Source organism: Pseudomonas sp. LBUM1641 (genome assembly GCF_059716235.1).
This window is the reverse complement of sequence record NZ_CP166815.1, coordinates 762,995-788,029: the sequence shown is the minus strand read 5'-3', so window position 1 is coordinate 788,029 and position 25,035 is coordinate 762,995. Positions and strand designations below refer to the sequence as shown.

Sequence of the window (25,035 nt, the reverse complement as noted above, 5' to 3'; positions counted from 1 at the left end):
ACCATGGAGTGTCCTATGCGCGCCTTGACGCCGTTGTTTCTACTCACCCTGATTGCTGCCAGTGTCCACGCCGAGACCCTGCCCAGCTTCCTCAACAGCAACGACACCATTCGCAACCTGCCGGTGCCCAATCTACCCGCCGACGCCTATCGTCCGGTCACGCCGCAGACCCAGTTGCCCGAGCCGGCCGCTACCCAGAATCAGCCACTGTTGATGGACACCAAAGTGACCATCCGCAAGCTGCAAATCGATGGCGGGACGATCTACCCGCTCAAGGACGTGGCCCAGGCTTTCGAGCCGCTGATTGGTCATGAAACCACCGTCTCACAACTGATCGAAGCCACCCGCGGCATCACCCGCCGCTACCAGCAGGACGGCTATCTGCTGTCCTACGCCTACCTGCCTGATCAGCGCTTCGAAAACGGCCTGGTGCACGTGGTACTGGTGGAGGGCTACATCAAGGATTACAACGTGCAGGGCGACATCGGCTCAGTCTCGGCCTACGTCGACAAACTGGCGGCCAAGCTGCTGGGCGAGCGCCCACTGACCCGCAAGACCTTCGAACGCTACACCACGCTGATGGGGCGTATTCCGGGTGTGACGCTGCAGGCGCAAGTACCGCCGCCGGGCACTACCGATGGCGGCACACACATGCAGATCCAGGCCTCGCGCAAACCCTTCACCAGCAGCATGAGCATGACCGACGACAGCCGTGGTGGCCTGCAAGCCCTGATCACCGGCACCAGCAACTCCCAGACCTCCATGGGTGAGCAACTGAGCCTCAGCGGCCTGTTCCCGCCTGGCGAAGACAAGGAGCACTACTACCGCCTGGGCTACAGCCAATTCGTCAACGCCGAGGGTACCCAACTGGTGGTGAACGCCGAACGTTACCGCGCCGACCCGCGCAGTAACGTGCAACTGGACGGCGGTTTTGAACTCAAGCCACGCCAGGAAATCGACCGCTACTCCGTTGGCCTCAGCCATCCGCTGATCGCCTCCCCCACCGAGTCGCTGACCCTGGGCACACGGCTCTATGCCGTAGACCAAACCACCCGCTATCAACTGGTGGGATTCCCTCAACGTTTCGACCTGGAAACCAACCTGCGCGCCCTGGCTTTTGAGGGCGACTGGCGCAAGTCCGACACGCGCCAACTGCGCATCCTCAGCGCCGGCCTTTACCAAGGCATCGACGGCCTGGGCGCCAAGACGCGCAGCGACTTCGAAGGCATAAAACCGGACATCGACTTCTTCCGCCTGCGCCTCTCGGGCGTGCAGAGCGACAAGTTCTTCGACAACTGGCAAGGCGTCGCCTCGGCGGCTGTTTACTGGAGCAACGACACCCTGCCCGACAGCGAACGCGCGACGTTCGGCGGGCAGAATTTCGGGCGTGGCTACCCGGATGACCAGGGCTCAGGCGACAAGGGCTGGGGCGTGGCGTATGAGGTCAACTACAGCTTCAACCGCAGCGGCGAATGGGTAAAAATCCTGCAGCCGTATGTGGTACTGGATAAGGCCAAGACCTGGTTCAACGAGTTGCCGGTCAAGGCCAACAACATGTCATCGGCAGCGGTGGGCCTGCGTTTCGGGGACAACAAGTACTACAACATCGCGCTGGAAGCGGCCAAGCCAATGTCGGACATCGCCCTGGACAGCTTCAATCGCCGGCCGCGGTACACGCTGAGTTTCAGCTACCAACTCTGACCCCTATTTACTGTAGGAGCGAGCTTGCTCGCGAAGAACGTTAAGGCAACGCGGGGAACCAGACTGCCCGCGTTATCGTTGACGTTTTTCGCGAGCAAGCCCGCTCCCACACAAGCGCGCTCCTACATCAGTCTGATTTTGGGGATGGGGAAAAGGTTATTGAGGGTGTCGATCAAGCGCACCAGATAGATCGGCTTGCGAAACAGGTCCAGTACCTGCAAACGCAGCATATCGCTGGCATCATCCATATCGGCATGGCCAGACATGACGATCACCGGCAGGTGTTGGCGAGCGGTGTGTTCGCGCAGGCGCTTGATCAAGGAAATACCGCTTTCCTCGGGCATGCGCAGGTCGGTGATGACGAGGGCGATATCGGGGTGCAGGGTCAGCTCTTGCAGGGCAAAGGTCACGGACGTTGCCGTAAAGCAAACGAAACCCTCATTCTCCAGCGACTCCGCCAGTTCAATGAGGGCATCTTCTTCGTCGTCCACCAACAGAATCTGCTGGCGGGCATGTGCAGCCGTGTTCATGAGCAATACCTAACTTGGCCAAGTGCTGACGGGTGTGCTCATAGGCTACTGCTTGAAGGTCAAGGAGTAGCGGGAGTAATTGCCGCCTGGATCCTGGCAAACATGGCAGTGATCTGCGGCCCAAGCAAATTCCCAGCAGCCAGCACAACCAGTGCTACGACCGCTACAAGAATAATGTACTCGATCGCTGTAGCGCCGTCTTTGCGATGAAATAGCAAGTGGAGTTGAACGTGAAGTTTCATCAAAAGATCAAGGAACATAAGACTTCTCCTCTGGCGACCAAGCGCCCTATCACGATGCCGCACAATAATTGCGATGTGCCACCTCAGCATTGTCAACAAACCTCACCCTCACAACTGTAAGAAATGATTAATCACAAAGTAGTGGTGGTTTTTCTGACGCCTTGAAACCGTGGTTTTCAGGGCTACATTTGTATCCATTAAGAAATCTTGCTGTCAGTAATGGCATTTCGTCCTAGCTGAACTACCTTCAAATAGCGAAATAGTTAGTTAAATGTTCACAGCAGCCAGGTTGCGTCATTAGCCTGTCCGGATAGACAGGTTGCAGTGCAACAGGGAAAAGGAGAGCCGTCATGAACACTCGTATCAGCATGATACTGGCCGGAGTGCTCTTGGTTGGCGCGCTGTTTGCCGGTTACTGGGGCCTGGTCTTAAGTCGCGCACCAGCGCCCGTAGTCCAGCCGCCCCCACAGGCCACGCCGGCGCAACCCGCCGTCGCGGTAGTTGAAGACCAGACCCGCCAGCCGGTGGTAGTGCTCGCACACGATGTACCGCCCTTTGTCGCCCTCAATGCTGCCGACCTGACCGTGGAAAAACTGCGCACGGTACCCGCCGGCAGCTTGACCAGCGTCGACCAAGCCATCGGCCGTATCCCTTGGAGAACCCTGCACGCCGGCACCTGGTTGAACGAGGAAAGCTTCACACCCGGTGGCCCGCTGGCGCGGATGATTCGCCCGGATGAACGCGCCCTTGCCGTGGCCGTTGATGAGGTCATCGGCGTGGCCGGCCAATTGAGTCCCGGCGACTATGTGGACGTGCTGCTGTACCTGCGCCAGGACACCACCAACCTGGAACAGTCGGCACAAGTGGTGATTCCGGCCATGCGCCTACTCAGTGTCGGTGACCAGCTGGGCCTGGCCAACGATGGCTCCCCAGCCTCGCAGCCACTTACCGCTGAAGAGAAAAAACAACAGGCCCAACGCGGAAACGCCGCCCGCACCGTGGTGCTCGCAGTGCCCGAACAACTGCTGAGCCGTCTGATGCTGGCTTCCCAGGCCGGCACCTTGCGCCTGGCCGTGCGCAGCGCCGACGAGCACCTGCTGAGCCAGTACTGGGCCGGTGAAAGCACTTCGCCTGGCAACGTGCAAAGCGCCAACCGCGACCTTTATCAATTCACCCAACTGGCCTTCGCCCAAGCGCCGAAAAAAGTCGCCCAGGGAAGCCAGCCGCGCGCCGAGATTGAGATCATCCGCGGCAATCAAACGAACCAAAAAACGCCCTGACTGAACAAGGATGCCTTGAATGACCCGTCGTTACGCACCGGTGTTCACGCGATTGGCCTGTGCCCTGCTGCTGTCGAGCCTGCCCGCGGGTATTGCCTTCGCAGCCCCGGGCAACTGCAGCAGCCTGGGACAATTGCCCGCCACCCTCTCGGTGGGCGAAGGTTTGCAACAGGAATTGCAATCGCCCGTGGCCATTACCCGCCTGGCGATCGGTGACCCGAAAGTCGCCGACGTACACCTCAATGGCGACCGTGGTTTCCTGCTGACCGGCGTCGGCTCCGGCACCACCAGCCTGATGGTATGGACGGCTTGCGCCAGCGCACCTCGCCAGAGCATGGTGTTCGTCAAGGGCAAGGCCACTTCCGCGCTAACCAGCCTGTCACTTTCACCCTCGGACGACCCCACGCTGCCGAGCCAGGTACAGACCGATATTCGCTTCGTCGAAGTGACGCGAACCAAGCTTAAGGAGGCCAGTACCTCGCTCTTCGGCCAAGGCGGCAACTTCCTGTTTGGCAGCCCCGGCAATGGGACGGCGCCAGCGCCGCCCACCAACAGCTTCCGCGGGCAAGCGGTCAATAACGGTACCTTCAACATCGGCTTCGGCGGAGGCAAGATCTCGGCCATGATCAATGCCCTGGAAAGCAGCGGCTTTGCATATACGCTTGCGCGCCCGAGCCTGGTAGCTCTGAGCGGTCAAAGCGCAACATTCCTGGCTGGCGGTGAAGTGCCGATCCCGGTGCCCAGTGCCGCCAGCAACACCATCTCGATCGAATACAAGGAGTTTGGGATTCGTCTGACGCTGACGCCAACCGTCATCGACCATAACCGGATTTCCCTCAAGGTCGCCCCGGAGGTCAGCGAGCTGGACTACACAAACGCCGTGACCATCCAGGGCATCTCAGTGCCGGCCCTGACCATTCGCCGCACCGACACCAGTGTGTCCCTGGCCGACGGTGAAAGCTTCGTCATCAGCGGCCTGATCAGCAGCAACAACACCACCTCCATCAGTAAATTTCCGGGCCTGGGTGACATCCCGATCCTGGGGGCGTTCTTTCGTGATTCCTCGATCAACCGCCAGGAAAAGGAGCTGCTGATGATCGTCACCCCGCACCTGGTCCAACCCTTGGCTGCCAACGCCCAATTGCCCTCATTACCTGGCGAGAACCTACGCAACTACGACCCGAACTGGTATCGCCTGTACTTCCTGGAAAACGGTAACTTCGACCGTAGCAATGGGCTGTCCCAATGAGCGATAGCCTGAGCCAGACTTTCCTGGCAATTACCCGCAATACCACCGACCTGGAATGGCTGCAGGGCGCACTCGCCCCCCTTGGCCAAGTGGTGAGTGCCGGTGGCGGCAGCCTCGACGAATTACTCGCCCTGGTGGACGTGACCTTCGCCAACCTGGTGTTCGTTGGTCTCGACCGTGAGCACGTGGTGGCCCAGAGCGCACTCATCGAAGGCGCTCTGGAAGCCAAACCGATGCTCGCCATCGTCGCCCTCGGCGACGGCATGGACAACCAGTTGGTACTGAATGCGATGCGTGCCGGCGCGCGGGATTTCGTCGCCTACGGTTCGCGCTCCAGCGAAGTCGCCGGGCTGGTGCGTCGCCTGAGCAAACGCCTGCCTCCCGTGACATCCAATGCCCTCCTCGGCGGCCTGACCGTCCTCTATGGCACCCAGGGCAATGCCGACGGCGCACTGCTCGCCAGCCACCTGGCGCTGGTAGTGCAAAAGAGCGGGCAGCAAACCCTGCTGCTGGACCTGGGCCTGCCCAGGGGCGACAGCCTGGCGCTGCTGGGGCTGGAAAGCTCATTCAATTTCGGTGACGCCCTGCGCCACCTCAGGCGCCTCGACACTACCCTGATCAACAGTGCCTTCACCGCCACCGAAGAAGGCTTGCGCATCCTGGCCTATACCGCCAGTGACGAGCCCCTGGAACTGACCAGCGCCGCCGAGCTGTACATGCTGCTCAGTGCCTTGCGCCAACACTTCCATCACATCGTGGTGAACCTCACCGGCCAGCCGGATAGTGAAGCCCTGCGCACCTTTGTCAGCCATTGCGACAAGCTGCTGTGGTGCACCGACCAGAACGTACTCGACTGCCGTCGCAACCTCGCCGTGCTGAATCAGTGGCGGGAAAAGGGCATGAAGCTGGAGCATGCCAAGCTGCTGGTAGACCGCTACGTGAAAAGCTGCGCGCCGGACTCCGAAGCCCTGAGCAAGAGTTTCGGGCTGGAGGTGATCGCGGTGCTGCCGTTGAGCCCGGAGGTTCGCCTGAACGCGAAAAACCAGGGCCAGACCTTGTTCGCCTTGTCGCCCAGGGAGGGCCTTACCCAAGGCCTGAAAACCCTTGGTGAACGCCTGGCAAAACGCTCCGAAGGCCTGTCCAAGCCCTCGAACCGCTGGCTTGACCGTTTGCTGGGTACCGGCAAATGAACGGTGAAAAGTTGTTCGGCTCCCCCGCCCGCGGCAGCGCTGGCAACACGGACCACGAGGGTCTGAAACTGGTGCTGCACCGCTACATCATCGATGCCATCGAAGAGTCGGGAAAAAATCTGTTGGAAGGCTCGCGCCAGGTCCTGGCGCAATTTGTCATCGACAAGGTGGCCGAATACATCAACCGCATGCACCTGGCGATCTCCCGTTATGAAATGGAGCGCCTGGCGGAAGAAATCGTCGACGAACTCACCGGATTCGGCCCGCTGGAAGTGCTTCTGCGCGACCCGTCCGTGACCGAAATTCTGGTCAACGGCCCGCACCGGGTGTTTATCGAACGCGACGGCCTGCTGCACCAGAGCGACCTGCGTTTCATCGATGCGCATCACGTGGAGCGCGTCATGCAACGCATCCTTGCGCCCCTGGGCCGACGCCTCGATGAGTCGTCGCCGATGGTCGATGCGCGTCTGCCCGACGGCAGTCGGGTCAACGCAATCATCCCGCCGATTGCCCTCGACGGTCCCTGCCTGTCGATCCGAAAATTTCGCAAGGACATGCTCAAGAGCAGCGACTTGGTAGCGATGCAAACCATCGACCAACACATTTTCGAGTTCTTCCAGGAAGCAGTGGGCAAGCGCTGCAATATCCTGATCAGCGGCGGCACGGGCACCGGTAAAACCACGCTGTTGAATATTCTCAGCCAATTGATCAACCCCCAGGAGCGGCTGGTCACCATCGAAGACGTGGCCGAACTGCAACTGGGCCATCCCCACGTGGTGCGCCTGGAAACACGCCCGCCGAATGCCGAGGGTCACGGTGAGGTAAAGGCTAGCGACCTGATCCGCAACGCCCTGCGGATGCGCCCGGACCGGATCATCCTCGGCGAGATCCGGGGTGTGGAAGTACTCGATGTACTCACCGCGATGAACACCGGCCACGACGGTTCCATGAGTACCTTGCACGCGAACAATGCCCAGGACGCCCTGCTGCGCCTGGAAACCCTGGTGGGCTTGACCGGCCGGGTGGTCGCGGAAAAAACCCTGCGCCAAATGATCTGCGCGGCCCTCGATGTGGTGATTCAACTGACGCGCCTGCCAGACGGTCGACGCTGCGTCAGTGAAGTGGTGGAGGTGGTGGGCGTACGTGAAGACGTGTATGTGACCAATACGCTGTTTCGCTATGACCGGCGCACCGGTTTCGGCTTCCTGCGCGAGGCGGTCAACCCTGCCGGCGACAAACTGCGCCGCGAGCCGGCATTGCCTTTATAGGGATGTGAGTATGACCGGGCCTATTCTGATACTTATCTGCGTGATCCTGATCGGCCTGTCGATCCGGCTATTTCAAAACGGCATACGCCGGGCCGAAACCGAGCGGGTATTGGACCGGCTTGCCGAGGGCCAGCCGCAACTCGTCGAAGCGACTAACCAGTGGAGCGGCCTGGAGCGCATGTTTCAACGCGCCGGTTTGGGCAAACCCACCGACAGCCTCGGCCTGTGGCTGACCGCCTGGGCCCTGAGCGCGCTGCTGGGGCTGATGGTCGCCAGTTGGATCGGCCTGCTGACGATGCTGGTATTGCCGCCGCTGGCGTTGCGCGTGTACATCGCCTGGCGCTACCAGCGTCGACTCAAGCGCATGATCGAGCAATTGCCGCAGTTGCTGGATCACACCGTGCGCAGTCTCAAGGCGGGCCGCACCCTGGCCGACGCAGTGCTCGGTGGTATCGAAGCCGCCGACGACCCGCTCAAAAGAGCCATGGGGCGTATCCAGCGCAACGTGCAGTTGGGCGTCAGCCTGCCGGAATCCGCCCACGACTTCGCCGAGTTCTACGAGCAGGACGAGTTCCGTCTGTTCGCCCTTGGTTTGAAGGTTAACCACCGCTACGGCGGCAATGCCAGCGAACTCCTGGAGAACCTGATCAAGATGATTCGCGAGCGCGAGCAAGCCGCCCGGCAACTGCGGGCCATGACCGGCGAAACCCGCGTCACCGCCTTTGTGCTGGCGGGCCTGCCGATAGCGATGGTGGGGTATTTCATGGTGATCAACCCGGGCTACCTGATGACCATGTGGAATGACACCACCGGACGCATCCTGCTGTTTGTCGCACTGGGCATGCAGGTACTCGGTTGCGTGGCCCTATGGCGCATGCTACGGAGCGTATGAGATGGGGACTTCACTGCTGATCAGCGCCGTAATGTTCTTGGCCGCCTTGGCGTTGGTATTGCTCAACCTGATGAAACAGCGGCGCGGCCAGCGTCTGATTGCCCAGCGCTTGCAGGGCCAGATGGGCCGCGAAAACCGGCTTGGCACTATGATGCGCCAACTGGGTAACAGCCAGCTCGCCCAGCGCTCGGTGAGCCTGGACAACGAAACGCAAATTCTGCTCAACCGCATGGGCTGGAGAAAGTCCAGCCAGCGCTCGATGTTTGCCGCCTGCCAGATTGGCGTGCCCGTAGTGATGCTGGGACTTTGCATCCTGCTTCAGGAATTGCTGTTTCCCAAGGTCGCCTCACCCTGGATCGCCCCCCTGATGTCCCTCGGCATCGGCTATCTGCTGCCCAAGCGTTTTCTCGCGGCCATCGCCAAATCCCGCCAGGAGCGTATCTCCCGCGAGGTTTCTACCTTCATTCCACTGCTGCGCATCCTGTTCGAATCGGGCATGGCCGTCGAACAGGCGCTGCGGGTCCTGAGCGTTGAAGCGCAGCGCCTGCTGCCGGCGCTGACCCATGAGCTGCGCCTGATCCTGACGCGCGTCGACTCCGGCCTGGAACTGAGCGAGGAGCTGGGCAAAACCGCCAAGCTGTTGGCCGTGGATGAATTTACCGACACCTGCGTCATCCTCCAGCAGTTGGTGCAACAGGGCGGCGGCGCGATGAAGTCGTTGCTGGCGCTTAAACAACTGCTGGATGACCGACGCCTGACTCGCCTGCAGGAATTCATTTCAAAGATGTCGGCAAAGATGTCAGTCGTGATGATGGTGTTCTTGTTTCCCGCCTTGCTGATCGTGCTCGGGGGGCCGGCGTTCATTGGTATCACCCGCGCCCTGACTAACTTATGAGGAGCGCCCGATGAAAGCGTTGATAGCCGGTTTGAGCCTGTTGTTGCTCGGCGGGTGCGCCAGCAATGGCCAGGCCCCCTGGAGCGCCCTGATGTCCAATGCCAGTTGTCCAAAACCCGGCGCCGACCAGGAGCTATCGCTGAACCTGGCCGATGAGATGGCCAACGACGGCAAGCTGCACGCCAGCCTGGCCAACCTGCAAAACCTGCCCGACAACCTGCCCCAGGTACGCCTGCGCAAAGCCAAGGCTTATCGTTTGCTCGGGCGCAGTGAGGCCGAGCCGTTGTACCGCAGCCTGCTGGGCACCTGCATGGCGGCCGAAGGCGAGCACGGCCTGGGGCAATTGGCCTCGGCCAAGGGCGACAACGGGCAAGCCATGGCGCACTTGCAGCGTGCCGCACGACTGGCGCCCACCGACGAGAAAATCCGCAATGACCTGGGCGTGGTGTACCTCAACCAACTGCGTATCGAAGACGCACGTTTTGAGTTCATGACCGCCATGGAACTCAAGCAGACTGACCAACTTGCAGCCATCAACCTGGTGACCTTGCTGATCTACCAAGACAACTGGAAACAAGCGGCGCAACTGGTGAGTCAACTGGGCCTGAGCCCTGAACAGGTGACCGAAGCCCAGGCCCGTGCAGAGAAACTCAAGGGTTCAAGCGCGCCTGTGGCCAAGGCCAACGACCAGATAGCAACGGTGAGTGACTTACCGTCACCCAGCCCCAAATAATCCGAGGAGTTCACAATGAAAGCTCATTACCTCGCCAGCCTTGCCTTGCTGACACTCCCCCTCACCGTAGTGGCCGTCGAGCCGGGCCCGTCTTCACCGCAGCAGAAACAAACCGAAACCTGGCTGACGTTGCAGTCGAGCGGACAAGTGGCGTCACCGGCACAGCAGAAGGCCAGCGCCGCCGAACGCGACTTGGCCACCCAGCGCTGGCTGGACAGCTTCAAGCATCCGATCCCGGAGCATTTTGATCAGAAGGTCGGCGGGCAAACCCAGGGCAGCAATTAAAAAACCCTGTAGGAACGAGCTTGCTCGCCAAAAAAACAACTGCGCCGCTGGGTGTCAGGCAACCAGCGTTATCGTTATCGCCCCTTCGCGAGCAAGCTCGCTCCTACAGCGCAGATATCAATGCGCCGTTACCCGCTGGCGCATCGCCGAATTGTTGGGCGACAACGCGAGGGCCAACTGGGTGCGGTTATGCATGTGCGTCAGGCGCAATACCTGGGACACATACAGCTTCACGGTGTTTTCAGTGATACCCAGCTCGCAGGCAATCTGATAGTTGGTCTGGCCCTTGCCTACCAGCCTGGCGACGTCCAACTGCCGGGGCGACAGCTGGTTGAAGATCGCCGGGACTTCCACCGACCCGGATTCCTCGCCGGACAGCTCTTCGCCTTCTGGCTCACGCGGGCTGCGACGCGCCTTGTCGAGGTCGTGGTAAAGGTCGTCGATAGACTCGGAAAGGTATTGCAGCTTCTGGTTCAGGTTCCCCAGGTGCAGGTCCTTGCGCCGGTCTTCCAGCGCCGCTTCCTGACGCTGCAGGCCCTCGAGCAGTTCCTCAAGGTTGATCGGCTTTTGATAGTAATCGGCAATCCCGGCGCGTAGGGCCTTGATCACATCCTGCTTGTCGGCACGCCCGGTCAACATGATTGCCTCGAAGGCGCGCTTTTTGCCGGATACCCGTTGCAGGGCCTGCACCAACTCGATGCCATCCATCTCCGGCATGTGCAGGTCGCACAACACCAGGCCGATGTCGGCGTCTTCGGTAAAGCGTTGCAAAGCCTCCTGGCTCGACTCACAAGGGACACAGCGATAACCACTGCTTTCGAGAAATTCGCAGAGCTCTTCCACGATCAGGGGCTGATCGTCGACCACGAGCACTTTTATCGCAGACTTCACTTTGTTCACACGCTACTCCATGCCTGGCAGCCAAAAGATTGACCCATCCCTCACGACAAATATTCCTATACAACTACTTCATAAACGTAGACCTACTTTCCGACTATTTCCATAGCAATAGAGCGGCTTTCGACTAATGGATCCAAAACCAGAACAGGCTAAAACCCACCAATAGAAACGGCGCAAATGGCAGTTTAGTTGACGGCCCCGGAGCGAGATAGCCGAGGGCGTTTCTAAGCCCTTGACTCATAAGCGGCCATAGCCTGGGCGCCACCAGCAACCACAGCACATTGGCCACCGTGGCATCGATGAACGACCACAGCAGGTAGTTCATATCCGACCCCAGGCCCAGGGCGGCCAGGAGCTTCACATCCCCTGCACCCAGGCGGCCGAGGGCGTAACCCGGCAGGGTCAACAGCAGCGCCAGAAAAAACGCCCCCAGCCCATAGCTGCCTGGCGCCCCCAGCCAAGTGGTGCCGGTCCAAAGCAAATAGATCAGCGCCAGCAGCGCCGCCCCCAACGTCAGCCGATTGGCGATTTGACGCCGACGAATATCCTGCACCGCACACAGCACCAACCAGAGCATCACCACCAGGCCTTGGATCACGTAAAAAACATCCCTTTTCGTCGATTGATTCTATGCTGATATCAAGTAGTAGCCGTCAGGGTAGTCGCGGTGATGAGAACAAGCCTCCCTAGAAAGCAGAAAGGTGCCGTGGCGATCGAATTCGCCGCGGTCTTCGTGATTTTTTTCGCCGTGTTCTACGGGATGATCAGCTATAGCCTGCCGTTGCTGTTGTTGCAGTCGTTCAATCAAGCCACCGCCGAAGCCGTGCGCCTGAGTGTGGGGCTGGACCCCACTATGGCGGGCTACCAGAACGCGGTCATCACCACTGCCAAAAACACAGTGGTTACGCGCCTGCGATGGATCCCGAACACCTTCGGGTTCACCGCGGCGCAAGTCTCAGCGACCTTCGACGGCAATAGCGTTCTGACCGTACAGGTCAACTACCCCTCGGCCAATCTTCAAGCGGTGATGCCCTTTATCGTGCTGCCAGGACTGGGCACGGTGCCGCGCTTGCCGACCCTGCTGCAAGCCCAGTCGAGCCTGCAATTTTGACCCCTGGCGACAAACTCTTCGGGCGCCTGCTCGGCCGAAGCAGCGCACTGCCCATCGCGCCGGCCGCTGGCGCAGTCATTACAGGATTACAACTGCAACTGGACGATCAAGGTAATGTGCTCGAGATCAGCGGTTCGCTGCGCCAGCAGTTGGCCCAGCACGATGACCCACCGTTGCTGCGAGACCTGTTGTGTGTTCATAGCGCGCTGGTGATTGAAGGCGTGCCGGCAGACTGGAAGCGCCACAGCCTGGACCTGGACTTCATCGGCATCGCCGGGCAAGTGCTGCATACCCGAGGCACGATTGAGGCCCATGACCACGGATGGCTGCTGCGCGCGCTAGACATCAGCGACCTGCTCGACAGCCGCCAACTGTTCCAGCAGCGTGAACAGAACCATCTACTGATCAGCCAGATGAGCGAGCAGTTGCGCGTGTGTAGCCTCTCCCGGTTGCCGGAGGTGCTCAACGAACAACTGCGTAGCGTCGCCCAGCGCTGGCGTGTCCCTTGTGTGGCCCTGGCCCTGCTCGATCAGCAGGAACAGGGCTGGATAATTTACAGCCAGTACACCGCCCATGACGCCCCCACGCTATGGCAAAACGGGCAACGGCTGGGCACCAGCCTGGACAGCGCCAATGGTAATGCCCCGCTGAACCTGGACATTTCCCACGGGCGCAATGAATACCCGCGCCTCGTCAGCGTATTCGGTAACACCGACGGCTTCCTGGTGCCGTATCGCGATGGCCAGGGCATTACCGCATGGCTGCTGTGTGGCTGCTACAACGGCCACCAGCAGAACAGCGAGCGAGACTGGCTGAACCTTTGCGCCGCCCTCGCTGCCCCACTGCTCAGCCGTCTGCGTGAGCAACATCACCACCAGCAACTGGAACGCCAGGACGCCCTGCAAGGCCTGCTCGGTACCGGTTGGTGGGAGCTGTTGCCCGCCAGCGGCGAGATCCAGTTGGCGCCGCAATTAATCCTCAGCCTGAGCCTGGAAGACGGCCCGACCCAGCAAGCCCTGGGCACTTGGCTGAACCTGATCCACCCCGCCGACCGCCAGGAACTCAACAGCCGCCTGGGGGATTTGCAGGCCTTGGGTAAACCCTTGCTCACCAGCGTGCGCCTCAGCCGTGGAGAAGCCGCCCAACCGATCTGGTACCGCGTGCAGGGCCAGGTGCTGGGGGTGGGGGAAAACCGGCGCTGGATCGGCTTTATGCTCGATATCAGCGACATCAAGAACCAGCAATTGGAAGCCTCTGCCGCCCATGCCCGCCTGGATAATTTGATTGCCAGCTCGCCTGCGGTGATCTACGTACAGCGCTACGTCAACGGAGCCCTGCACCCGGCATTTTTCAGCAGCAGTCTGCTGCCATTACTGGGCTGGACCCTCGCCGAATGCACCCACGAGACCCTGGCCTCGCTGATCCACCCCGAAGACCGCGACCTCTACTTCGAGCGCACACGTCATCTGCTGCGTGAAGGCAGCGTGCGCAGTCGCTACCGCGTGCGTGACAAACAAGGCAACTACCACTGGTTGCTCGACGAGGCCAAGTTGCTGCGCGACGACCTTGGCCTGCCGGTGGAAGCCGTCGGCCTGTGGCTCGACGTGACCGAGGCGACCCTGGCGGCGCAACAGGTCAAGGACAGCGAGGAACGCTACCGCATCCTCGTGGAAGACTCGCCGGCGATGATCTGCCGCTACCGCCCGGACCTGACCCTGACCTTCGGCAATACGCCACTGGCCAACTACCTGGAATGCACGCCAGCCCAGTTGCCCGGGATCAACCTCAGCCAATGGCTGTCAGCCGAGCAACACAACGCCTTTGTGCAGCGAATCAGCCAACTGACCCCGGAGTTTCCGGTGAGCACCGCCGAAATCAGCCTGCAATTGCCAGGGCGTGAGCATGCCTGGTGGGTGTGGTCGGACCGGGGTGTGTTCGACGAGCACGGCCAGTTGCAGGAAATCCAGGCCGTGGGGCGCGACAACACCGAAGTGCGCCGCTCGCAGCAGCAACTGACCCAGAGCGCGAAAATGGCCACCCTGGGAGAAATGGCTACGGGCCTGGCGCATGAGATCAACCAGCCGCTGAACGTGATGCGCATGGCCATCGTCAATGTGCTCAAGCGCTTGAGTAACGGCGACGCACAGATCGACTACCTGACGGAAAAACTCCAGCGCATTGACGCACAGGTCCAGCGGGCGGCGCGGGTGGTGGACCATATGCGGGTGTTCGGCAGGCGCTCCGAAGTCGAGCAACAACCGTTCGACCCGGCGCAGGCACTGGAAGGCACGCTGTCGTTGCTCAATGAAGGACTGCGCGGTAAAGGGGTCGAACTGCGGGTCATGGCACCGGACTTCAGCGTGCAGGTGGTGGGTTATGCCGACCAGTTGGAGCAGGTGTTGATCAACTTGCTGGTGAATGCGCGCGATGCGTTGCTGAGCAAACGCCAAAACCAGCAAGGCTTCCAGCCATGGATCTCGGTGCACAGCGAACACGACAATCGCCACGTGCGGATATGGGTAGAGGACAACGGCGGCGGCATCGACCCGCGCCTGCTGGAGCGGATTTTCGAGCCGTTTTTCACCACCAAGCCGATCGGCGTGGGCACCGGTCTGGGCCTGTCAGTCAGCTACGGCATCGTGGAAAACATGGGCGGGCGACTAAGCGTCAGCAACAGCGACCAGGGTGCACGGTTTTGTGTGGAGCTGCCGATCGTCATCGGGGCTTAAATCACCAGGTAAGCTCCGCCCTTTTGGCCGCAGGTCAGGTTGGCGCCAACGTTTACGTTTACCAGGCTGATTCCCAGGGTATTCAGCAGCCTGTTCAGAATCGGGTCCAGCAGCGGCCCCAGCAGGTTGTCCACCACGGGCGTCACGATCGCCCCAACGCCACTGATCGCCGCCACCGCGCCCGACATCACTGTGCCCAGCGGGCTGTTGCCGACCGGTTGATAGGCCGTGATGCCAACACCATTGAGCGTGGTTGAAAGGCTACTGACCACATTGGTCGACGGTGCGACCGCTTGATAGATGGTTGGCAGGTTCACATTGGGCGGAGCAGGAAACGGCGTGGTGCTGGAAAACACCAGGCTCTGATTGGTTGCACCAATCGGGCTTTGCACTTTGATACCTATCCCGCCACCCGCAAACGGCACGCGGGGGTCACAGGTGCCGATCCCCAGGATCTTGTGGCAAGTCTTGATACCGATATCAATCAGCGGCAGTGGCGAAACCACCATCGGCAAGGTGGAGGAGAACGCATTGGTGATACTGCCCACGTTCAGCGAGGCCAACGAGGTGCTGGTGTAAGCCGTTACGCTCTTGATACCGGTGGTACCTGTAGGGCAGGTATAGCCGGTCACATAGCTTTGGGCACCGCCGGCATCCAGCACGATATTGAGCGGCAACGCGCCGGGCAGTGCCAGCACATCCAACTGCTGGCAACCGGCGCCCAGCAGGCAAAGGGCCGAATTAATGGTGGTCACCAGGTTAAGGCTCAACAGGCCATTGATCACCGGGGTCAGCGGCGCCACTAGGTTACTCACCGCCGTGGTCAGCCCCGACAGAGAAGACAATATCGGCAAGCTGACCGTTACCTGGGTACGCACTTGGGCGGTACGCACGACAATCCCATTGGGCCCCAGCGGGTTGGCCGCCGCCAACACCGGATTGCCTACCGCCGACACCTGGGGCGGCTCGATGACTTTGATCTGCGTCGTGACATTGGCCAACCCCAGCACACTGACTGGCAAGGTGGCCGCCACCGCGCTTTTGCTGCTGGACAGCTGCACCACGCCTTGGATCAGCTGAAAAAGCTGCACGTTGGCATTCAAGGCCGCAGCCGTGGTGCCCGTCTGCAATTGCAGGATCTGGCCGATACTCAGTGGTGCCTGATTGATCGCGGCGACTTTCAGGTTGCCCAAGGCGGTCAACACATCAGCTGTCGCGCCGTTGAGCGTCATTACATTGATCGCAGCTTGAATCAACTGGGACGCTGTCACGTTGGTCGCGAGCAGTTGAGTGTAATTACCGGCAGACACGCCCAGATTTATCGCCAACTGGTCGAGGTAGCTCAACAGGTTGATGTTGGCACCGAGCAGCCCATTCCAGCCGGCCACCGAGACGGTGACGCTACCGCCGAGAAAACCGGTGAACAGCGGGTTCAACAGATTGATATTAGCGACGGTACTGTTGATGCTCAATTGAGCCACGGTCGGCATGGGCGAAGCCGCTACCGCCGTCGCCGACAAGGCCGTGTTGAGACGCAGCGGCGCCCCGGAGACCAGCGCCCAAATGCCACCGGCGATGCTGGTGGTCACCGGCTTGGTGACCACCACCTGCACCGCTGTCGACTGCGCCGGGTTGGCGGTGAACGTACGCATGCCCGTCGCGGCGGTGGTCAACGAGCCGCAGGTGGTCACGAGGGTATTGCCATTGCCCACCACAAAATTATTGCGCGCCACGCTCTGCTCGGCATAGGCCGCCGCCGTCAAACCCGGCAGGCAAGTACCTTTGCGGCCCACCGCCTCCAGCGCCGCCGTATCGGCCACGCCCTGCAATTTGCGCTTTTCCAGGTACAAACGCCCGCTGTCGACCACCAGCAACGTGCACACCAGCGCCAGCGCCAAAGTACCGACCGCTATCAAGCCTATTGCACCACGCTGGCCGTCACGAAATAGGGGAGACATCGAGCACTCCTGCTTCCTCTCCTGTGTTGTAGAAGAGTGTAGACAAGGGCTGAGGGGCTGCAGGCCAGTCGCCATGGGCAGGCGACTGGCGGAGGGCGTATTAACGAATCAATGCGGCGGGTAGTTGGAAAGCACCTTCGTCACCGTCGCACGAATAGCCGCGCTGCGGTCTTGTGGCTCGGGGGTACTGGCGAGGATTTGCTCATCGCTGCCGCGCCACACCAGTTTGCCGTCCTTGCCGTCGAGCAAATCAATCTGGATGGTGGCCACCTTGTAGGTGATGTTGCGGGTTTCGTTGTACATCGGCGCGCCCCAGTAGCCATTCCACGGGCCGCCCCAGGCGCCGCCGTAGTTGGTGGTGACTTGTTGCTGGCGGTCTTCGACGATCAGGTAAGTCTGCACATTCAGGTCAGCCTTGGTGCCCGGCGCCGCAGGGCGCAGGCCGCGCTGGTCGAGCTGCTCGCCCACGGCCTGGCGGATGCGCTGCTCGGTGAGGTCACTCTTGATCCGCGGGTCATCCGGGCGGTATTGCAACGCCGGCTCTTTCCAGCTCCAACTGCGGTACGCGCCAAAGTCCCGGCTGGCGTCGAAATCATAGTTGACCTGGCTGGTCTGGCAACCGCTCAGCAATACAACAACAGCAAGTGCAGCGATACGACGAAGCATGGTTTTTCTCCAAAAGACGAACTGAGCCTGAAATGAGAATAGCTGCTAACTGGGCGGGTAGGCAGTCATCGCCTTTTGCATCGCCTCACGCAGGGAATCGGCGCGTTCGCTGAGGCTGCCCTGGCTCGTGGTTTCGGCGCTGGTGCTCCACACCGGCTGGCGGGTGCGGGCGTCGAACAGGCTGATGCGCGCCACGGCCACGGTCACTTCATAGGTGCGTACCACCGGCACCGTGTTGTACATGCCGTAGCCGTTGCCGTAGCGGTTATAGCCGCCGTAACCGTACCCATAGTCGTCCTGGACCTGGCGCAGGCGCTTTTCCAGGCGCACGTCGGCGCTTACCAGCAGGTCGGGGGTGCGATTGTCATGCAAGGGGCGCAGGCCGCGCTGGTCGAGGGCGCCGCTGACGGCATCGGCAATCTGCGCCGAATCGGCCCAGGCCGAGCCCGCCGGTAGTTGGTTGTTGAGCCAGGCCCAACTGCGATAGGCGCCATAGTCGCGCACCGGCGCCGGGTAGGCGCTGGCATCAAAGGTGTTGGCCGCCTGGGCAGGCGCCGGCGGCATCGGGGCGGACGCCGCTACATACGGGTTGTTGCTCTGGCAACCCGCCAGGCCCAGGCCCAGCAGGATCAGTCCAAGACAGCGCTTCATTTCGACCTCCGCAGACTGGGCCGCTTAAACCGGACGGCAGATCCAGTGCAAATAACGCCCAAGTCCGGCAAAGCTTGGGTGACGACGGTGTGCGAGCTCCATCTCCAACAAATCCTGCAACTCGGCCCGAGCCTGGAATTCCACCGGCATATAGTCGTGGAACACCCGCACGCCACTCTGGGTTTCGACCTGCCACAGGCCCTCTAGTTGCGTTGCCAACTCCCGTGGGTCCAGGGGTTGTTGCGGCGTGAGGCTCTGCTTTTCGCCGGCCATGTCGTTCTTGCGCATTTTGCGGAAATGGCCTTTGAGCAGGTTGCGGTAAATCAAGGCGTCGCGGTTGTAGAAGGCCAGGGATAGCCAGCCACCGGGCGCAGTCAACTGGTGCAGCACCGGCAGGATCGCATGGGGTTCGGCCAGCCATTCCAGCACGGCGTGGCACAGCACCAGGTCGTAGGGCTCGGTGAGCTGACCGAGCAGGTCCTGCCAGGGCGCCTGAATGAACGTCGCCGTCTGCCCGGCTTCAGCGAAACGCTGGCGGGCGCCTTCGAGCATCGGCTCGGCGGGTTCGGCCAGGGTTACATCGTGACCGCGCTCGGCCAGCCACAGCGACATATGGCCCAGCCCTGCGCCGATATCCAGCACCCGCAGCGGGCAATCCGGCAGCGCTTCAATCAGGTCGGCCTGTAGCACCGCCAGGCGAATCGCGCCCTTGGCACCGCCGTAGATCTTCTCGGCGAAACGGGTAGCAAGCTGGTCGAAATGACGGTCGCTCATTTGGCAAACCGCCGTTCGCTGTCGGCCAGTTTGGCCTGTACAACCTGATCCATGTCCAACCCCAATTCGCTGCACAACAGCAGCAGATACAGCACAATGTCACCCACTTCCTGGCCGGCGTGGGCGAGTTTGTCGGCGGGTAACTGGCGCGACTGGTCTTCGCTCAACCACTGGAAAATCTCCACCAGCTCGGCCATTTCGACGCTGGCGGCCATCGCCAGGTTCTTGGGGCTGTGGAACTGCTTCCAGTCGTTGGTATCGCGGATGCGGTGCAGGCGTTCGGTGAGGTGGTCAAGATTCATGGGGCGCTCCTGAAGGTGTATAGCTTCGGGCGCAAGCCGCGCGAAGGCAAGTGAATCCCTGCGGCCTGTAAACCTCTATGCTAGAAGGGAACTAGCTTGGGCCAATAACGACCAAAGGCTCAGGTTCGGCAGCTACGCCCACCGTCTTATCAGGACACACACATGCAAACAGACTTTTTCGGATGGCTGGGTCTCAAGATCGGCCAGATCATCCACTTTATCGTCGAGTTGTTCAGCGGGCTGTTCAACACCCTGTCCCACGCGGGCGGCGACTTTGTCGACGGGCTGTCCAGATCCTTAGGGATGGACACCTCGATCATCAGCATCCTCATGCTGATTATCGGGTTGATGCTGTTGTACTCGGCAGTGCGTGCGTTTATGCGAGCTTCGATCATCATGGGGATTATCTGGTTGATGCTCGGGCTCTGGGTGCTCAGTTGGGTGGTGCATTAATAAAGGGCCAGCAAGGCAAATCCCTTTAATTTGAGAGACGTTTCCGAGACAATCTTTCGGCCTTGTGCCTGTTGGGATGGGTGGCTAGTCTTCGGCCCTTCACTGCATATCAGTGATCGGGTTTAGTCGCCCGGAATTAGTGAGCGCAAGTTGTCGCCATGCTTCATGGCGGCTGTGCGCAGGGCACCTTCGGGTGCGCCGGGTTCCACTAGCCGGTCGACTAACCTGCGTACAGCCGCCACCCTCGTTTAGTCGCGCGGGTGTCAGCTCCTTACCTACTAGTGGAGTTACACCATGCATAAGCTCGTCCCCGATCCACCCAGCGACTTCCTCAACGACCGCGCCGCCTTCAATCGCGCCCTCGAACACTACCTGCCATCGCAGGGTTTCCACACCATCAACGAAGACCTGAGCTTCGAAGACTCCCTGCTCTACACCGCCAGCCTGCTGAGCAGCGCCTCGGCCACTGCGCTTGATTGCAGTGAGCTGCTGGAGAGCCCACAGCGGGCGAAGATCCTGGCCGTTTGGCACTTGCTGGAAATTGCCAAGACCACCGTCGACCGCTCCATCGAATGCCTGCATCCCCGTAAAACCTGACACTACGCGGTCAAAAATGTGGGAGCGGGCTTGCTCGCGAAGGCGGTGTGTCAGGCGCCGGATGTATTGGCTGACACACCGCTTTCGCGAGCAAGCCCGCTCCCACATTGGACCTGCGGCGCAGCTAATGGACAGTTACACTACCGCTCCCCAAAGGAGCCCGCATGACTTCCCTGCTAACCGACTGGCGCGATCGCCCCACCCACCGCCGCGTGTGGGCCCTCGCCGCGCCGATGATCCTGTCGAACATCTCCGTGCCGTTGGTAGCGCTGGTAGACAGCATGGTCATCGGCCACCTGCCTCACGCCCATCAACTCGGTGCCGTGGCCGTTGGGGCCAGCCTGTATACCTTCCTCGCCTGGGCCATGGGTTTCCTGCGCATGGGTTCCACCGGCTTTGCCGCCCAGGCCGCCGGGCGCGGTGATGGCGCGGCGCTGCGGCAGATTCTGCTGCAGGGGCTGCTGCTGGCGCTGGGCCTGGCGATGTTGCTCGGCAGCATCGGCATTCCGTTAAGCGGCCTGGTGCTGGAGTGGATGCAGCCATCGCCCGAACTGAACCAACTGACCCGGGAATTCTTCCATACCCGCCTCTTCGGCCTGCCCGCCGCCCTGGCCAGCTACGCGCTGGTGGGCTGGTTCCTCGGCACCCAGAACGCCCGCGCACCGCTGGCGATTTTGCTGACCACCAACCTGGTGAACATCGCCCTCAATCTTTGGTTCGTGCTGGGTCTGGATTGGGGTGTGGTCGGCTCGGCCCGCGCCTCGGTGATCGCCGAATGGACCGGCGCCCTCCTCGGCCTGGCCCTCACCCAAAAAGCCCTGCGTGCCTACCCCGGCCATATCGCCTGGGCCGCACTCAAGCTGTGGCAAAGCTGGCGCCCGCTGCTGGCGGTGAACCGCGATATCTTCATCCGCAGCCTGGCCCTGCAATCGGTGTTTTTCATGATTACCGTGCAAGGTGCGCGTCTGGGGGATGCCACCGTGGCGGCGAACGCGCTGCTGCTTAACGGGTTACTGCTGACCGCTCATGCCCTGGACGGATTGGCCCACGCTGTGGAGGCGTTATGCGGCCACGCCATCGGCGCCCACGACCGCCAGGCCTTGCGCCGCTCGCTGGTGGTGGCCTGTGGTTGGTCGCTGCTGGCCAGCGTCGGTTTCGCGATCCTGTTCGCCGTGTTCGGCCACCTGTTTATCGCGATGCAAACCGACATCCCGAGCGTGCGCGAAACCGCCGACCTCTACCTGCCCTACCTCGCCGTGTTGCCGCTGATTGCGGTGTGGAGCTACCTGCTGGACGGCCTGTTTATCGGCGCCACCCGCGCCCGGGAAATGCGCAATGGCATGCTGCTGACGGTGGTGATTGTGCTGCCCTTCGCCTGGGCATTGCAGAGCCTTGGCAATCACGGCTTGTGGATAACCTTCCTGCTGTTCATGGCCCTGCGCAGCCTCACGCTGTGGGCAATTGCCTGGCGCCTGAACAAGCAGGACCGCTGGCTCACTGGCCCGGCGTGAACGTGATAAACGCCGTGACCCGGTCGAGCACTGGCGCCAGCCAGCGCAGTGGCCGGGACATCGACGCCACCAACGTGGCATGGCTGGTCTTGGCGAAGTAGAACGCCTCCACCGGCACGCCCGCCGCCCGCAGTTTGTTCGCCAAGCCGCCGGTGTTGCGCTTGGGGTTGACCAGACTGTCGTCCACCGAAGCAATCAACAGGCTCGGCGGTGCGTCCTGGCTGACGTGGTTGATGGGTTGGGAATCGGGCGGCGAATCCGGGTAGAAGAACACCGGGCGCACATCACGGTTTTCAATCGGCAGGAAATCATACGGCCCGGCGAGGCCGATCCAGCCCTTGAGCATGGACGGCGACAGGCCCACCGCCGCCAGTAATCGTGGATCCAGCGCCAGCATGGCCGCGTTATAAGCGCCGGAGCTGTGGCCCATCAGGTAAAGCTGCTTGGGGTCGGCACCGTATTCGGCGATGTGTTGATGGGTCCAGGACACGGCTTTTGCACCATCCTGCAAAAACGCCGGGTAGCGCACTTGTGGATAAAGCCGGTAATCGGCAATCACCACCACGATTCCACGCGAAGCCAGGGCCTCGCCTACAAAACCGTAGTCATCCTTTGAGCCGCTGTTCCAGCTGCCGCCGTAGAAAAACACCACGACGGGGGCGTTGGGCAAGGCGGTGACGGGACGGTAGATATCGAGTTTCTGGCGGGGGTCATCGCCGTAGGCGATGGAGGAGGTTTTGGTGAAGGTGCTGGTGGGGGTGAGTGCGTTGAGCACTTTAATGGGCGAACAAGCCGCAAGAAGCGCGGCTATGGCCAGGGTGAGCGCTTGCAAGAGCTTTCTCGACATTATTCAGGCCCTATAAAAACTGCAGGACTTGCGGCGATCCAAATGTGGGAGCGGGCTTGCTCGCGAAGGCGGCGTGGCAGTCAATACATGGGCAGACTGATACACCGCCTTCGCGAGCAAGCCCGCTCCCACACTGGATCTCTGTCACTTTGAGATCTTTGTCAGCCTGGGAGCGGTGTACTTACGAGGACAGGTACGACGAACGAGTCAGGCCCAATCGCAACGCATCCAGGAACTGAGTCCGCTCCGCCGCCGTGATCTTCGCGCTGGCGCACTTGTCACGGTAGTGAGTCATCAACTCTTCCGGCGACAAGTGCACGTAGCGCAGCATGTCTTCGATGGTGTCGTGGGTCTCGATCCCGGCGCTGTACACCGAACCGTCTTCACGCTGGTAGATGTTCACCGAATCGGTGTCACCGAACAGGTTGTGCATGTCGCCGAGGATTTCCTGGTAGGCACCCACCAGGAAGATGCCCAGCAAGTAATCTTCACCCTCGTTCACAGCGTGCACCGGCAGGCTGGTCTCGATGCTTTGCTCATCCACGTACTGCTTGATCTTGCCGTCGGAGTCGCAGGTCAGGTCTTGCAGCACGGCACGGCGCAGCGGCTCTTCGTCGAGGCGATGCAGCGGCAGGATCGGCAGTACCTGGCCGATGGCCCAGGTGTCCGGCAGGCTCTGGAATACCGAGAAGTTGCAGATGTACTTGTCGGCCAGCTTGTCGTTGAGTTCGTCCAGCACCTGGCGATGGGAGCGCTGGCGCGCCTTCAACGAGTTGTGCAGGCGGCGGCACACGGCGAAGTAGCATTGCTCGGCCAGGGCCTTTTCGGCGAGGGTCATTTTGCCGTCAGCGTACTGGGTGGCCACATCGCTCATGTAGTGCGTGGCGCGCCAGTAGGTTTCGGTGACCATTTCAATGTCGGTCGGGCCCAGCAGGTCCACCAGCCATTGCACGGTTTCCGGCAGGCTTTCCTTGTTTTCGATCAGCGGCACGTCGTCGTTGTGTTTCTCGACGTCGGTCACTTGCACCACCAGCATGGCGTGGTGGGCGGTCAGGGAACGGCCGCTCTCGGAGAAGATGTTCGGGTGCGGCAGGCTCTGCGCGTCGCAGAATTCCTTGAGCATGCCCACGACCACGCCGGCGTAGTCGTCCATGTCGTAGTTGATGGAACTGGCGTTACGCGAGTGGGTACCGTCGTAGTCCACGCCCAGGCCGCCGCCCACGTCGATGTGGTCCACCGGCAGGCCGAGGTTGCGCAGTTCGCCGTAGTAACGAATGGCTTCCTTGAACCCGTGCTGGTAGTCGGCCAGGTTGGCGATCTGCGAACCCATGTGGAAGTGCAGCAGGCGGATGCCCTGGTCCAGGCCCGCCGCGCGGAAGCGCTCGACCACAGACAACAGTTGCGCCGCCGACAAACCGAATTTGGATTTCTCGCCGCCGGTGTCCGCCCACTTGCTCGACGCCAGGGACGACAGGCGAACTCGCAGGCCCACCTGTGGCTTGACCTTGAGGTTGGCGGCTTCTTCGATCACCAGGCCGACTTCGGACTCTTTCTCGATCACGATAAACACGTTGTGGCCAAGCTTCTGGCCCATCAGCGCAAGGCGGATGAACTCACGGTCTTTGTAACCGTTGCAGACGATGGTGCCGCCTTTCGGCGCCAGGGCCAGCACGGCCAGCAGCTCGGGCTTGGAGCCGGCTTCCAGGCCGATGGACACATCCTGGGTGGCGATGATGTTCTCGATCACCGCTTCCTGCTGGTTCACCTTGATCGGGTACAGCGCGGTGTATTTGCTCTGGTATTCCAGGCGCTCGATATTCGCGTCGAAGGCACCGGTCAGTTGGCGCACGCGGTCTTGCAGGATGTCGGGGAAGCGCACCAGCAACGGCAGGGACAGGCCGCTTTTGCGCAGCTGGTCTACTTGCTCGTACAGGTCGACAGGCGTGCTGTTCGGGCCGTTCGGACGGACTTCAACGCGACCGGCATCATTGATCGCGAAATACCCGGCCCCCCAATGGCGAATCCCGTAAACACTGCGGCTGTCCGCAACTGTCCATTGGCTGCCATCGTCTTTGCGTGTGCGTCGTACGGACATCGAAGTCCCCTATAAATGAAGTCGAAGTGCACCGGCCTGATCAGAGGCTGGCGCAGTCTAAAGAATGAAAATGACGATTTGCCTGTGAGAGGGGTAGACCCCACTTGCAGGACAGAGTTTAGACACCGGTCAGGAACAGGCTCTGTGAAAACCATGGAGACGACAGTTTGCGTTCA

25 protein-coding genes are annotated in these 25,035 nt (G+C 61.1%); 14 read left to right on the top strand and 11 right to left on the bottom strand.

Going from position 1 to position 25,035, the window contains the following annotated elements; translation table 11 throughout:
- Positions 1–15: 15 nt before the first annotated feature.
- The gene (locus tag ACA046_RS03470) at positions 16–1,701 is read left to right on the top strand and encodes a ShlB/FhaC/HecB family hemolysin secretion/activation protein (protein WP_497675911.1); all 1,686 of its coding nucleotides are present in this window, start codon (positions 16–18) and stop codon (positions 1,699–1,701) included.
- A 122-nt stretch (positions 1,702–1,823) separates the two neighbouring features.
- Here ACA046_RS03470 and ACA046_RS03465 read toward each other — a convergent pair whose 3' ends face one another.
- Together ACA046_RS03465 and ACA046_RS03460 are read right to left on the bottom strand one after the other, a co-directional pair.
- Positions 1,824–2,231, bottom strand: a complete 408-nt coding sequence (locus ACA046_RS03465; RefSeq protein WP_459025863.1) for a response regulator — start codon at positions 2,229–2,231, stop codon at positions 1,824–1,826.
- Between the two features lie 59 nt (positions 2,232–2,290).
- Positions 2,291–2,491 carry a Flp family type IVb pilin gene (locus tag ACA046_RS03460; RefSeq protein ID WP_076017952.1) on the bottom strand — a complete coding sequence of 67 codons (201 nt, stop codon included), beginning with the start codon at positions 2,489–2,491 and terminating at the stop codon, positions 2,291–2,293.
- 332 nt (positions 2,492–2,823) lie between these two features.
- Here ACA046_RS03460 and cpaB point away from each other — a divergent pair, with 332 nt between their 5' ends.
- The 8 genes from cpaB to ACA046_RS03420 are packed head-to-tail and all read left to right on the top strand — an operon-like array spanning position 2,824 to position 10,265.
- Positions 2,824–3,753 (top strand): Flp pilus assembly protein CpaB, encoded by a 930-nt coding sequence (gene cpaB / locus ACA046_RS03455; RefSeq protein ID WP_076017953.1) that lies wholly within the window; start codon positions 2,824–2,826, stop codon positions 3,751–3,753.
- Positions 3,754–3,772: 19 nt separating this feature from the next.
- Positions 3,773–5,002, top strand: a complete 1,230-nt coding sequence (locus tag ACA046_RS03450) for a type II and III secretion system protein family protein (protein ID WP_076017954.1) — start codon at positions 3,773–3,775, stop codon at positions 5,000–5,002.
- The gene (locus ACA046_RS03445; RefSeq protein ID WP_497675910.1) at positions 4,999–6,192 is read left to right on the top strand and encodes a CpaE/TadZ family protein; all 1,194 of its coding nucleotides are present in this window, start codon (positions 4,999–5,001) and stop codon (positions 6,190–6,192) included. The genes ACA046_RS03450 and ACA046_RS03445 overlap by 4 nt, the downstream gene beginning before the upstream one ends.
- Entirely contained in the window at positions 6,189–7,460 is a 1,272-nt protein-coding gene (locus ACA046_RS03440) for a TadA family conjugal transfer-associated ATPase (protein WP_459025858.1), read from the top strand. The genes ACA046_RS03445 and ACA046_RS03440 overlap by 4 nt, the downstream gene beginning before the upstream one ends.
- 10 nt (positions 7,461–7,470) lie before the next feature.
- On the top strand, positions 7,471–8,352 hold the full coding sequence (locus ACA046_RS03435; protein WP_076017957.1) for a type II secretion system F family protein: 882 nt from the start codon (positions 7,471–7,473) through the stop codon (positions 8,350–8,352).
- A 1-nt stretch (position 8,353) separates the two neighbouring features.
- Positions 8,354–9,247, top strand: a complete 894-nt coding sequence (locus ACA046_RS03430) for a type II secretion system F family protein (protein WP_459025856.1) — start codon at positions 8,354–8,356, stop codon at positions 9,245–9,247.
- A gap of 10 nt (positions 9,248–9,257) precedes the next feature.
- Positions 9,258–9,980, top strand: coding sequence for a tetratricopeptide repeat protein (locus ACA046_RS03425; protein WP_076017959.1), 723 nt, complete (start codon positions 9,258–9,260; stop codon positions 9,978–9,980).
- A 15-nt stretch (positions 9,981–9,995) separates the two neighbouring features.
- Complete coding sequence (locus ACA046_RS03420; protein WP_459025854.1) at positions 9,996–10,265, top strand: DUF3613 domain-containing protein; 270 nt, start codon at positions 9,996–9,998, stop codon at positions 10,263–10,265.
- Positions 10,266–10,382: 117 nt separating this feature from the next.
- Here ACA046_RS03420 and ACA046_RS03415 read toward each other — a convergent pair whose 3' ends face one another.
- Together ACA046_RS03415 and ACA046_RS03410 are read right to left on the bottom strand one after the other, a co-directional pair.
- Positions 10,383–11,165, bottom strand: a complete 783-nt coding sequence (locus tag ACA046_RS03415; RefSeq protein WP_459025852.1) for a response regulator transcription factor — start codon at positions 11,163–11,165, stop codon at positions 10,383–10,385.
- 124 nt (positions 11,166–11,289) lie between these two features.
- Positions 11,290–11,760 carry a prepilin peptidase gene (locus ACA046_RS03410; RefSeq protein WP_497677040.1) on the bottom strand — a complete coding sequence of 157 codons (471 nt, stop codon included), beginning with the start codon at positions 11,758–11,760 and terminating at the stop codon, positions 11,290–11,292.
- Positions 11,761–11,835: 75 nt separating this feature from the next.
- Between ACA046_RS03410 and ACA046_RS03405 the strand changes: the two genes are divergently transcribed.
- Both ACA046_RS03405 and ACA046_RS03400 read left to right on the top strand, forming a co-directional pair.
- Positions 11,836–12,276 (top strand): TadE/TadG family type IV pilus assembly protein, encoded by a 441-nt coding sequence (locus ACA046_RS03405; protein ID WP_076017962.1) that lies wholly within the window; start codon positions 11,836–11,838, stop codon positions 12,274–12,276.
- The gene (locus ACA046_RS03400; RefSeq protein WP_497675909.1) at positions 12,273–15,005 is read left to right on the top strand and encodes a PAS domain-containing sensor histidine kinase; all 2,733 of its coding nucleotides are present in this window, start codon (positions 12,273–12,275) and stop codon (positions 15,003–15,005) included. The genes ACA046_RS03405 and ACA046_RS03400 overlap by 4 nt, the downstream gene beginning before the upstream one ends.
- Here ACA046_RS03400 and ACA046_RS03395 read toward each other — a convergent pair.
- The 5 genes from ACA046_RS03395 to ACA046_RS03375 form a co-directional block, all read right to left on the bottom strand.
- Complete coding sequence (locus ACA046_RS03395) at positions 15,002–16,963, bottom strand: pilus assembly protein TadG-related protein (protein ID WP_497675908.1); 1,962 nt, start codon at positions 16,961–16,963, stop codon at positions 15,002–15,004. The genes ACA046_RS03400 and ACA046_RS03395 overlap by 4 nt on opposite strands.
- 108 nt (positions 16,964–17,071) lie before the next feature.
- Entirely contained in the window at positions 17,072–17,629 is a 558-nt protein-coding gene (locus ACA046_RS03390) for a DUF4136 domain-containing protein (RefSeq protein ID WP_497675907.1), read from the bottom strand.
- A gap of 45 nt (positions 17,630–17,674) precedes the next feature.
- The gene (locus ACA046_RS03385; RefSeq protein WP_459025846.1) at positions 17,675–18,280 is read right to left on the bottom strand and encodes a DUF4136 domain-containing protein; all 606 of its coding nucleotides are present in this window, start codon (positions 18,278–18,280) and stop codon (positions 17,675–17,677) included.
- A 24-nt stretch (positions 18,281–18,304) separates the two neighbouring features.
- Positions 18,305–19,054: a methyltransferase gene (locus tag ACA046_RS03380; RefSeq protein ID WP_497675906.1), complete on the bottom strand. Its 750-nt coding sequence runs from the start codon at positions 19,052–19,054 to the stop codon at positions 18,305–18,307.
- Positions 19,051–19,356: a MazG-like family protein gene (locus ACA046_RS03375; protein WP_017478435.1), complete on the bottom strand. Its 306-nt coding sequence runs from the start codon at positions 19,354–19,356 to the stop codon at positions 19,051–19,053. The genes ACA046_RS03380 and ACA046_RS03375 overlap by 4 nt, the downstream gene beginning before the upstream one ends.
- Positions 19,357–19,518: 162 nt before the next feature.
- Here ACA046_RS03375 and ACA046_RS03370 point away from each other — a divergent pair, with 162 nt between their 5' ends.
- The 3 genes from ACA046_RS03370 to ACA046_RS03360 all read left to right on the top strand — a co-directional run bounded on the left by ACA046_RS03370 (position 19,519) and on the right by ACA046_RS03360 (position 21,917).
- Positions 19,519–19,809, top strand: coding sequence for a hypothetical protein (locus tag ACA046_RS03370; protein WP_003212934.1), 291 nt, complete (start codon positions 19,519–19,521; stop codon positions 19,807–19,809).
- A 294-nt stretch (positions 19,810–20,103) separates the two neighbouring features.
- A complete protein-coding gene (locus tag ACA046_RS03365; RefSeq protein ID WP_459025843.1) occupies positions 20,104–20,406 on the top strand; it encodes a DUF6124 family protein in 303 nt (100 codons plus the stop codon).
- Positions 20,407–20,570: 164 nt separating this feature from the next.
- Complete coding sequence (locus tag ACA046_RS03360) at positions 20,571–21,917, top strand: MATE family efflux transporter (protein ID WP_497675905.1); 1,347 nt, start codon at positions 20,571–20,573, stop codon at positions 21,915–21,917.
- Here ACA046_RS03360 and ACA046_RS03355 read toward each other — a convergent pair.
- Together ACA046_RS03355 and speA are read right to left on the bottom strand one after the other, a co-directional pair.
- Positions 21,901–22,764: an alpha/beta hydrolase gene (locus tag ACA046_RS03355; RefSeq protein ID WP_459025839.1), complete on the bottom strand. Its 864-nt coding sequence runs from the start codon at positions 22,762–22,764 to the stop codon at positions 21,901–21,903. The two genes, ACA046_RS03360 and ACA046_RS03355, sit on opposite strands and share 17 nt — an antisense overlap.
- 181 nt (positions 22,765–22,945) lie before the next feature.
- Positions 22,946–24,859, bottom strand: coding sequence for an arginine decarboxylase (speA, locus tag ACA046_RS03350; protein ID WP_459025837.1), 1,914 nt, complete (start codon positions 24,857–24,859; stop codon positions 22,946–22,948).
- Between the last annotated feature and the right edge of the window lie 176 nt (positions 24,860–25,035).

Excerpts from the sequence above, each read along its gene's own strand:
- ACA046_RS03470 (WP_497675911.1), top strand. The coding sequence starts at position 16 with ATGCGCGCCTTGACGCCGTTGTTTCTACTCACCCTGATTGCTGCCAGT.
- ACA046_RS03465 (WP_459025863.1), bottom strand. The coding sequence starts at position 2,231 with ATGAACACGGCTGCACATGCCCGCCAGCAGATTCTGTTGGTGGACGAC.
- ACA046_RS03460 (WP_076017952.1), bottom strand. The coding sequence starts at position 2,491 with ATGTTCCTTGATCTTTTGATGAAACTTCACGTTCAACTCCACTTGCTA.
- cpaB (WP_076017953.1), top strand. The coding sequence starts at position 2,824 with ATGAACACTCGTATCAGCATGATACTGGCCGGAGTGCTCTTGGTTGGC.
- ACA046_RS03450 (WP_076017954.1), top strand. The coding sequence starts at position 3,773 with ATGACCCGTCGTTACGCACCGGTGTTCACGCGATTGGCCTGTGCCCTG.
- ACA046_RS03445 (WP_497675910.1), top strand. The coding sequence starts at position 4,999 with ATGAGCGATAGCCTGAGCCAGACTTTCCTGGCAATTACCCGCAATACC.
- ACA046_RS03440 (WP_459025858.1), top strand. The coding sequence starts at position 6,189 with ATGAACGGTGAAAAGTTGTTCGGCTCCCCCGCCCGCGGCAGCGCTGGC.
- ACA046_RS03435 (WP_076017957.1), top strand. The coding sequence starts at position 7,471 with ATGACCGGGCCTATTCTGATACTTATCTGCGTGATCCTGATCGGCCTG.
- ACA046_RS03430 (WP_459025856.1), top strand. The coding sequence starts at position 8,354 with ATGGGGACTTCACTGCTGATCAGCGCCGTAATGTTCTTGGCCGCCTTG.
- ACA046_RS03425 (WP_076017959.1), top strand. The coding sequence starts at position 9,258 with ATGAAAGCGTTGATAGCCGGTTTGAGCCTGTTGTTGCTCGGCGGGTGC.
- ACA046_RS03420 (WP_459025854.1), top strand. The coding sequence starts at position 9,996 with ATGAAAGCTCATTACCTCGCCAGCCTTGCCTTGCTGACACTCCCCCTC.
- ACA046_RS03405 (WP_076017962.1), top strand. The coding sequence starts at position 11,836 with ATGAGAACAAGCCTCCCTAGAAAGCAGAAAGGTGCCGTGGCGATCGAA.
- ACA046_RS03395 (WP_497675908.1), bottom strand. The coding sequence starts at position 16,963 with ATGTCTCCCCTATTTCGTGACGGCCAGCGTGGTGCAATAGGCTTGATA.
- ACA046_RS03390 (WP_497675907.1), bottom strand. The coding sequence starts at position 17,629 with ATGCTTCGTCGTATCGCTGCACTTGCTGTTGTTGTATTGCTGAGCGGT.
- ACA046_RS03385 (WP_459025846.1), bottom strand. The coding sequence starts at position 18,280 with ATGAAGCGCTGTCTTGGACTGATCCTGCTGGGCCTGGGCCTGGCGGGT.
- ACA046_RS03380 (WP_497675906.1), bottom strand. The coding sequence starts at position 19,054 with ATGAGCGACCGTCATTTCGACCAGCTTGCTACCCGTTTCGCCGAGAAG.
- ACA046_RS03375 (WP_017478435.1), bottom strand. The coding sequence starts at position 19,356 with ATGAATCTTGACCACCTCACCGAACGCCTGCACCGCATCCGCGATACC.
- ACA046_RS03370 (WP_003212934.1), top strand. The coding sequence starts at position 19,519 with ATGCAAACAGACTTTTTCGGATGGCTGGGTCTCAAGATCGGCCAGATC.
- ACA046_RS03365 (WP_459025843.1), top strand. The coding sequence starts at position 20,104 with ATGCATAAGCTCGTCCCCGATCCACCCAGCGACTTCCTCAACGACCGC.
- ACA046_RS03360 (WP_497675905.1), top strand. The coding sequence starts at position 20,571 with ATGACTTCCCTGCTAACCGACTGGCGCGATCGCCCCACCCACCGCCGC.
- ACA046_RS03355 (WP_459025839.1), bottom strand. The coding sequence starts at position 22,764 with ATGTCGAGAAAGCTCTTGCAAGCGCTCACCCTGGCCATAGCCGCGCTT.
- speA (WP_459025837.1), bottom strand. The coding sequence starts at position 24,859 with ATGTCCGTACGACGCACACGCAAAGACGATGGCAGCCAATGGACAGTT.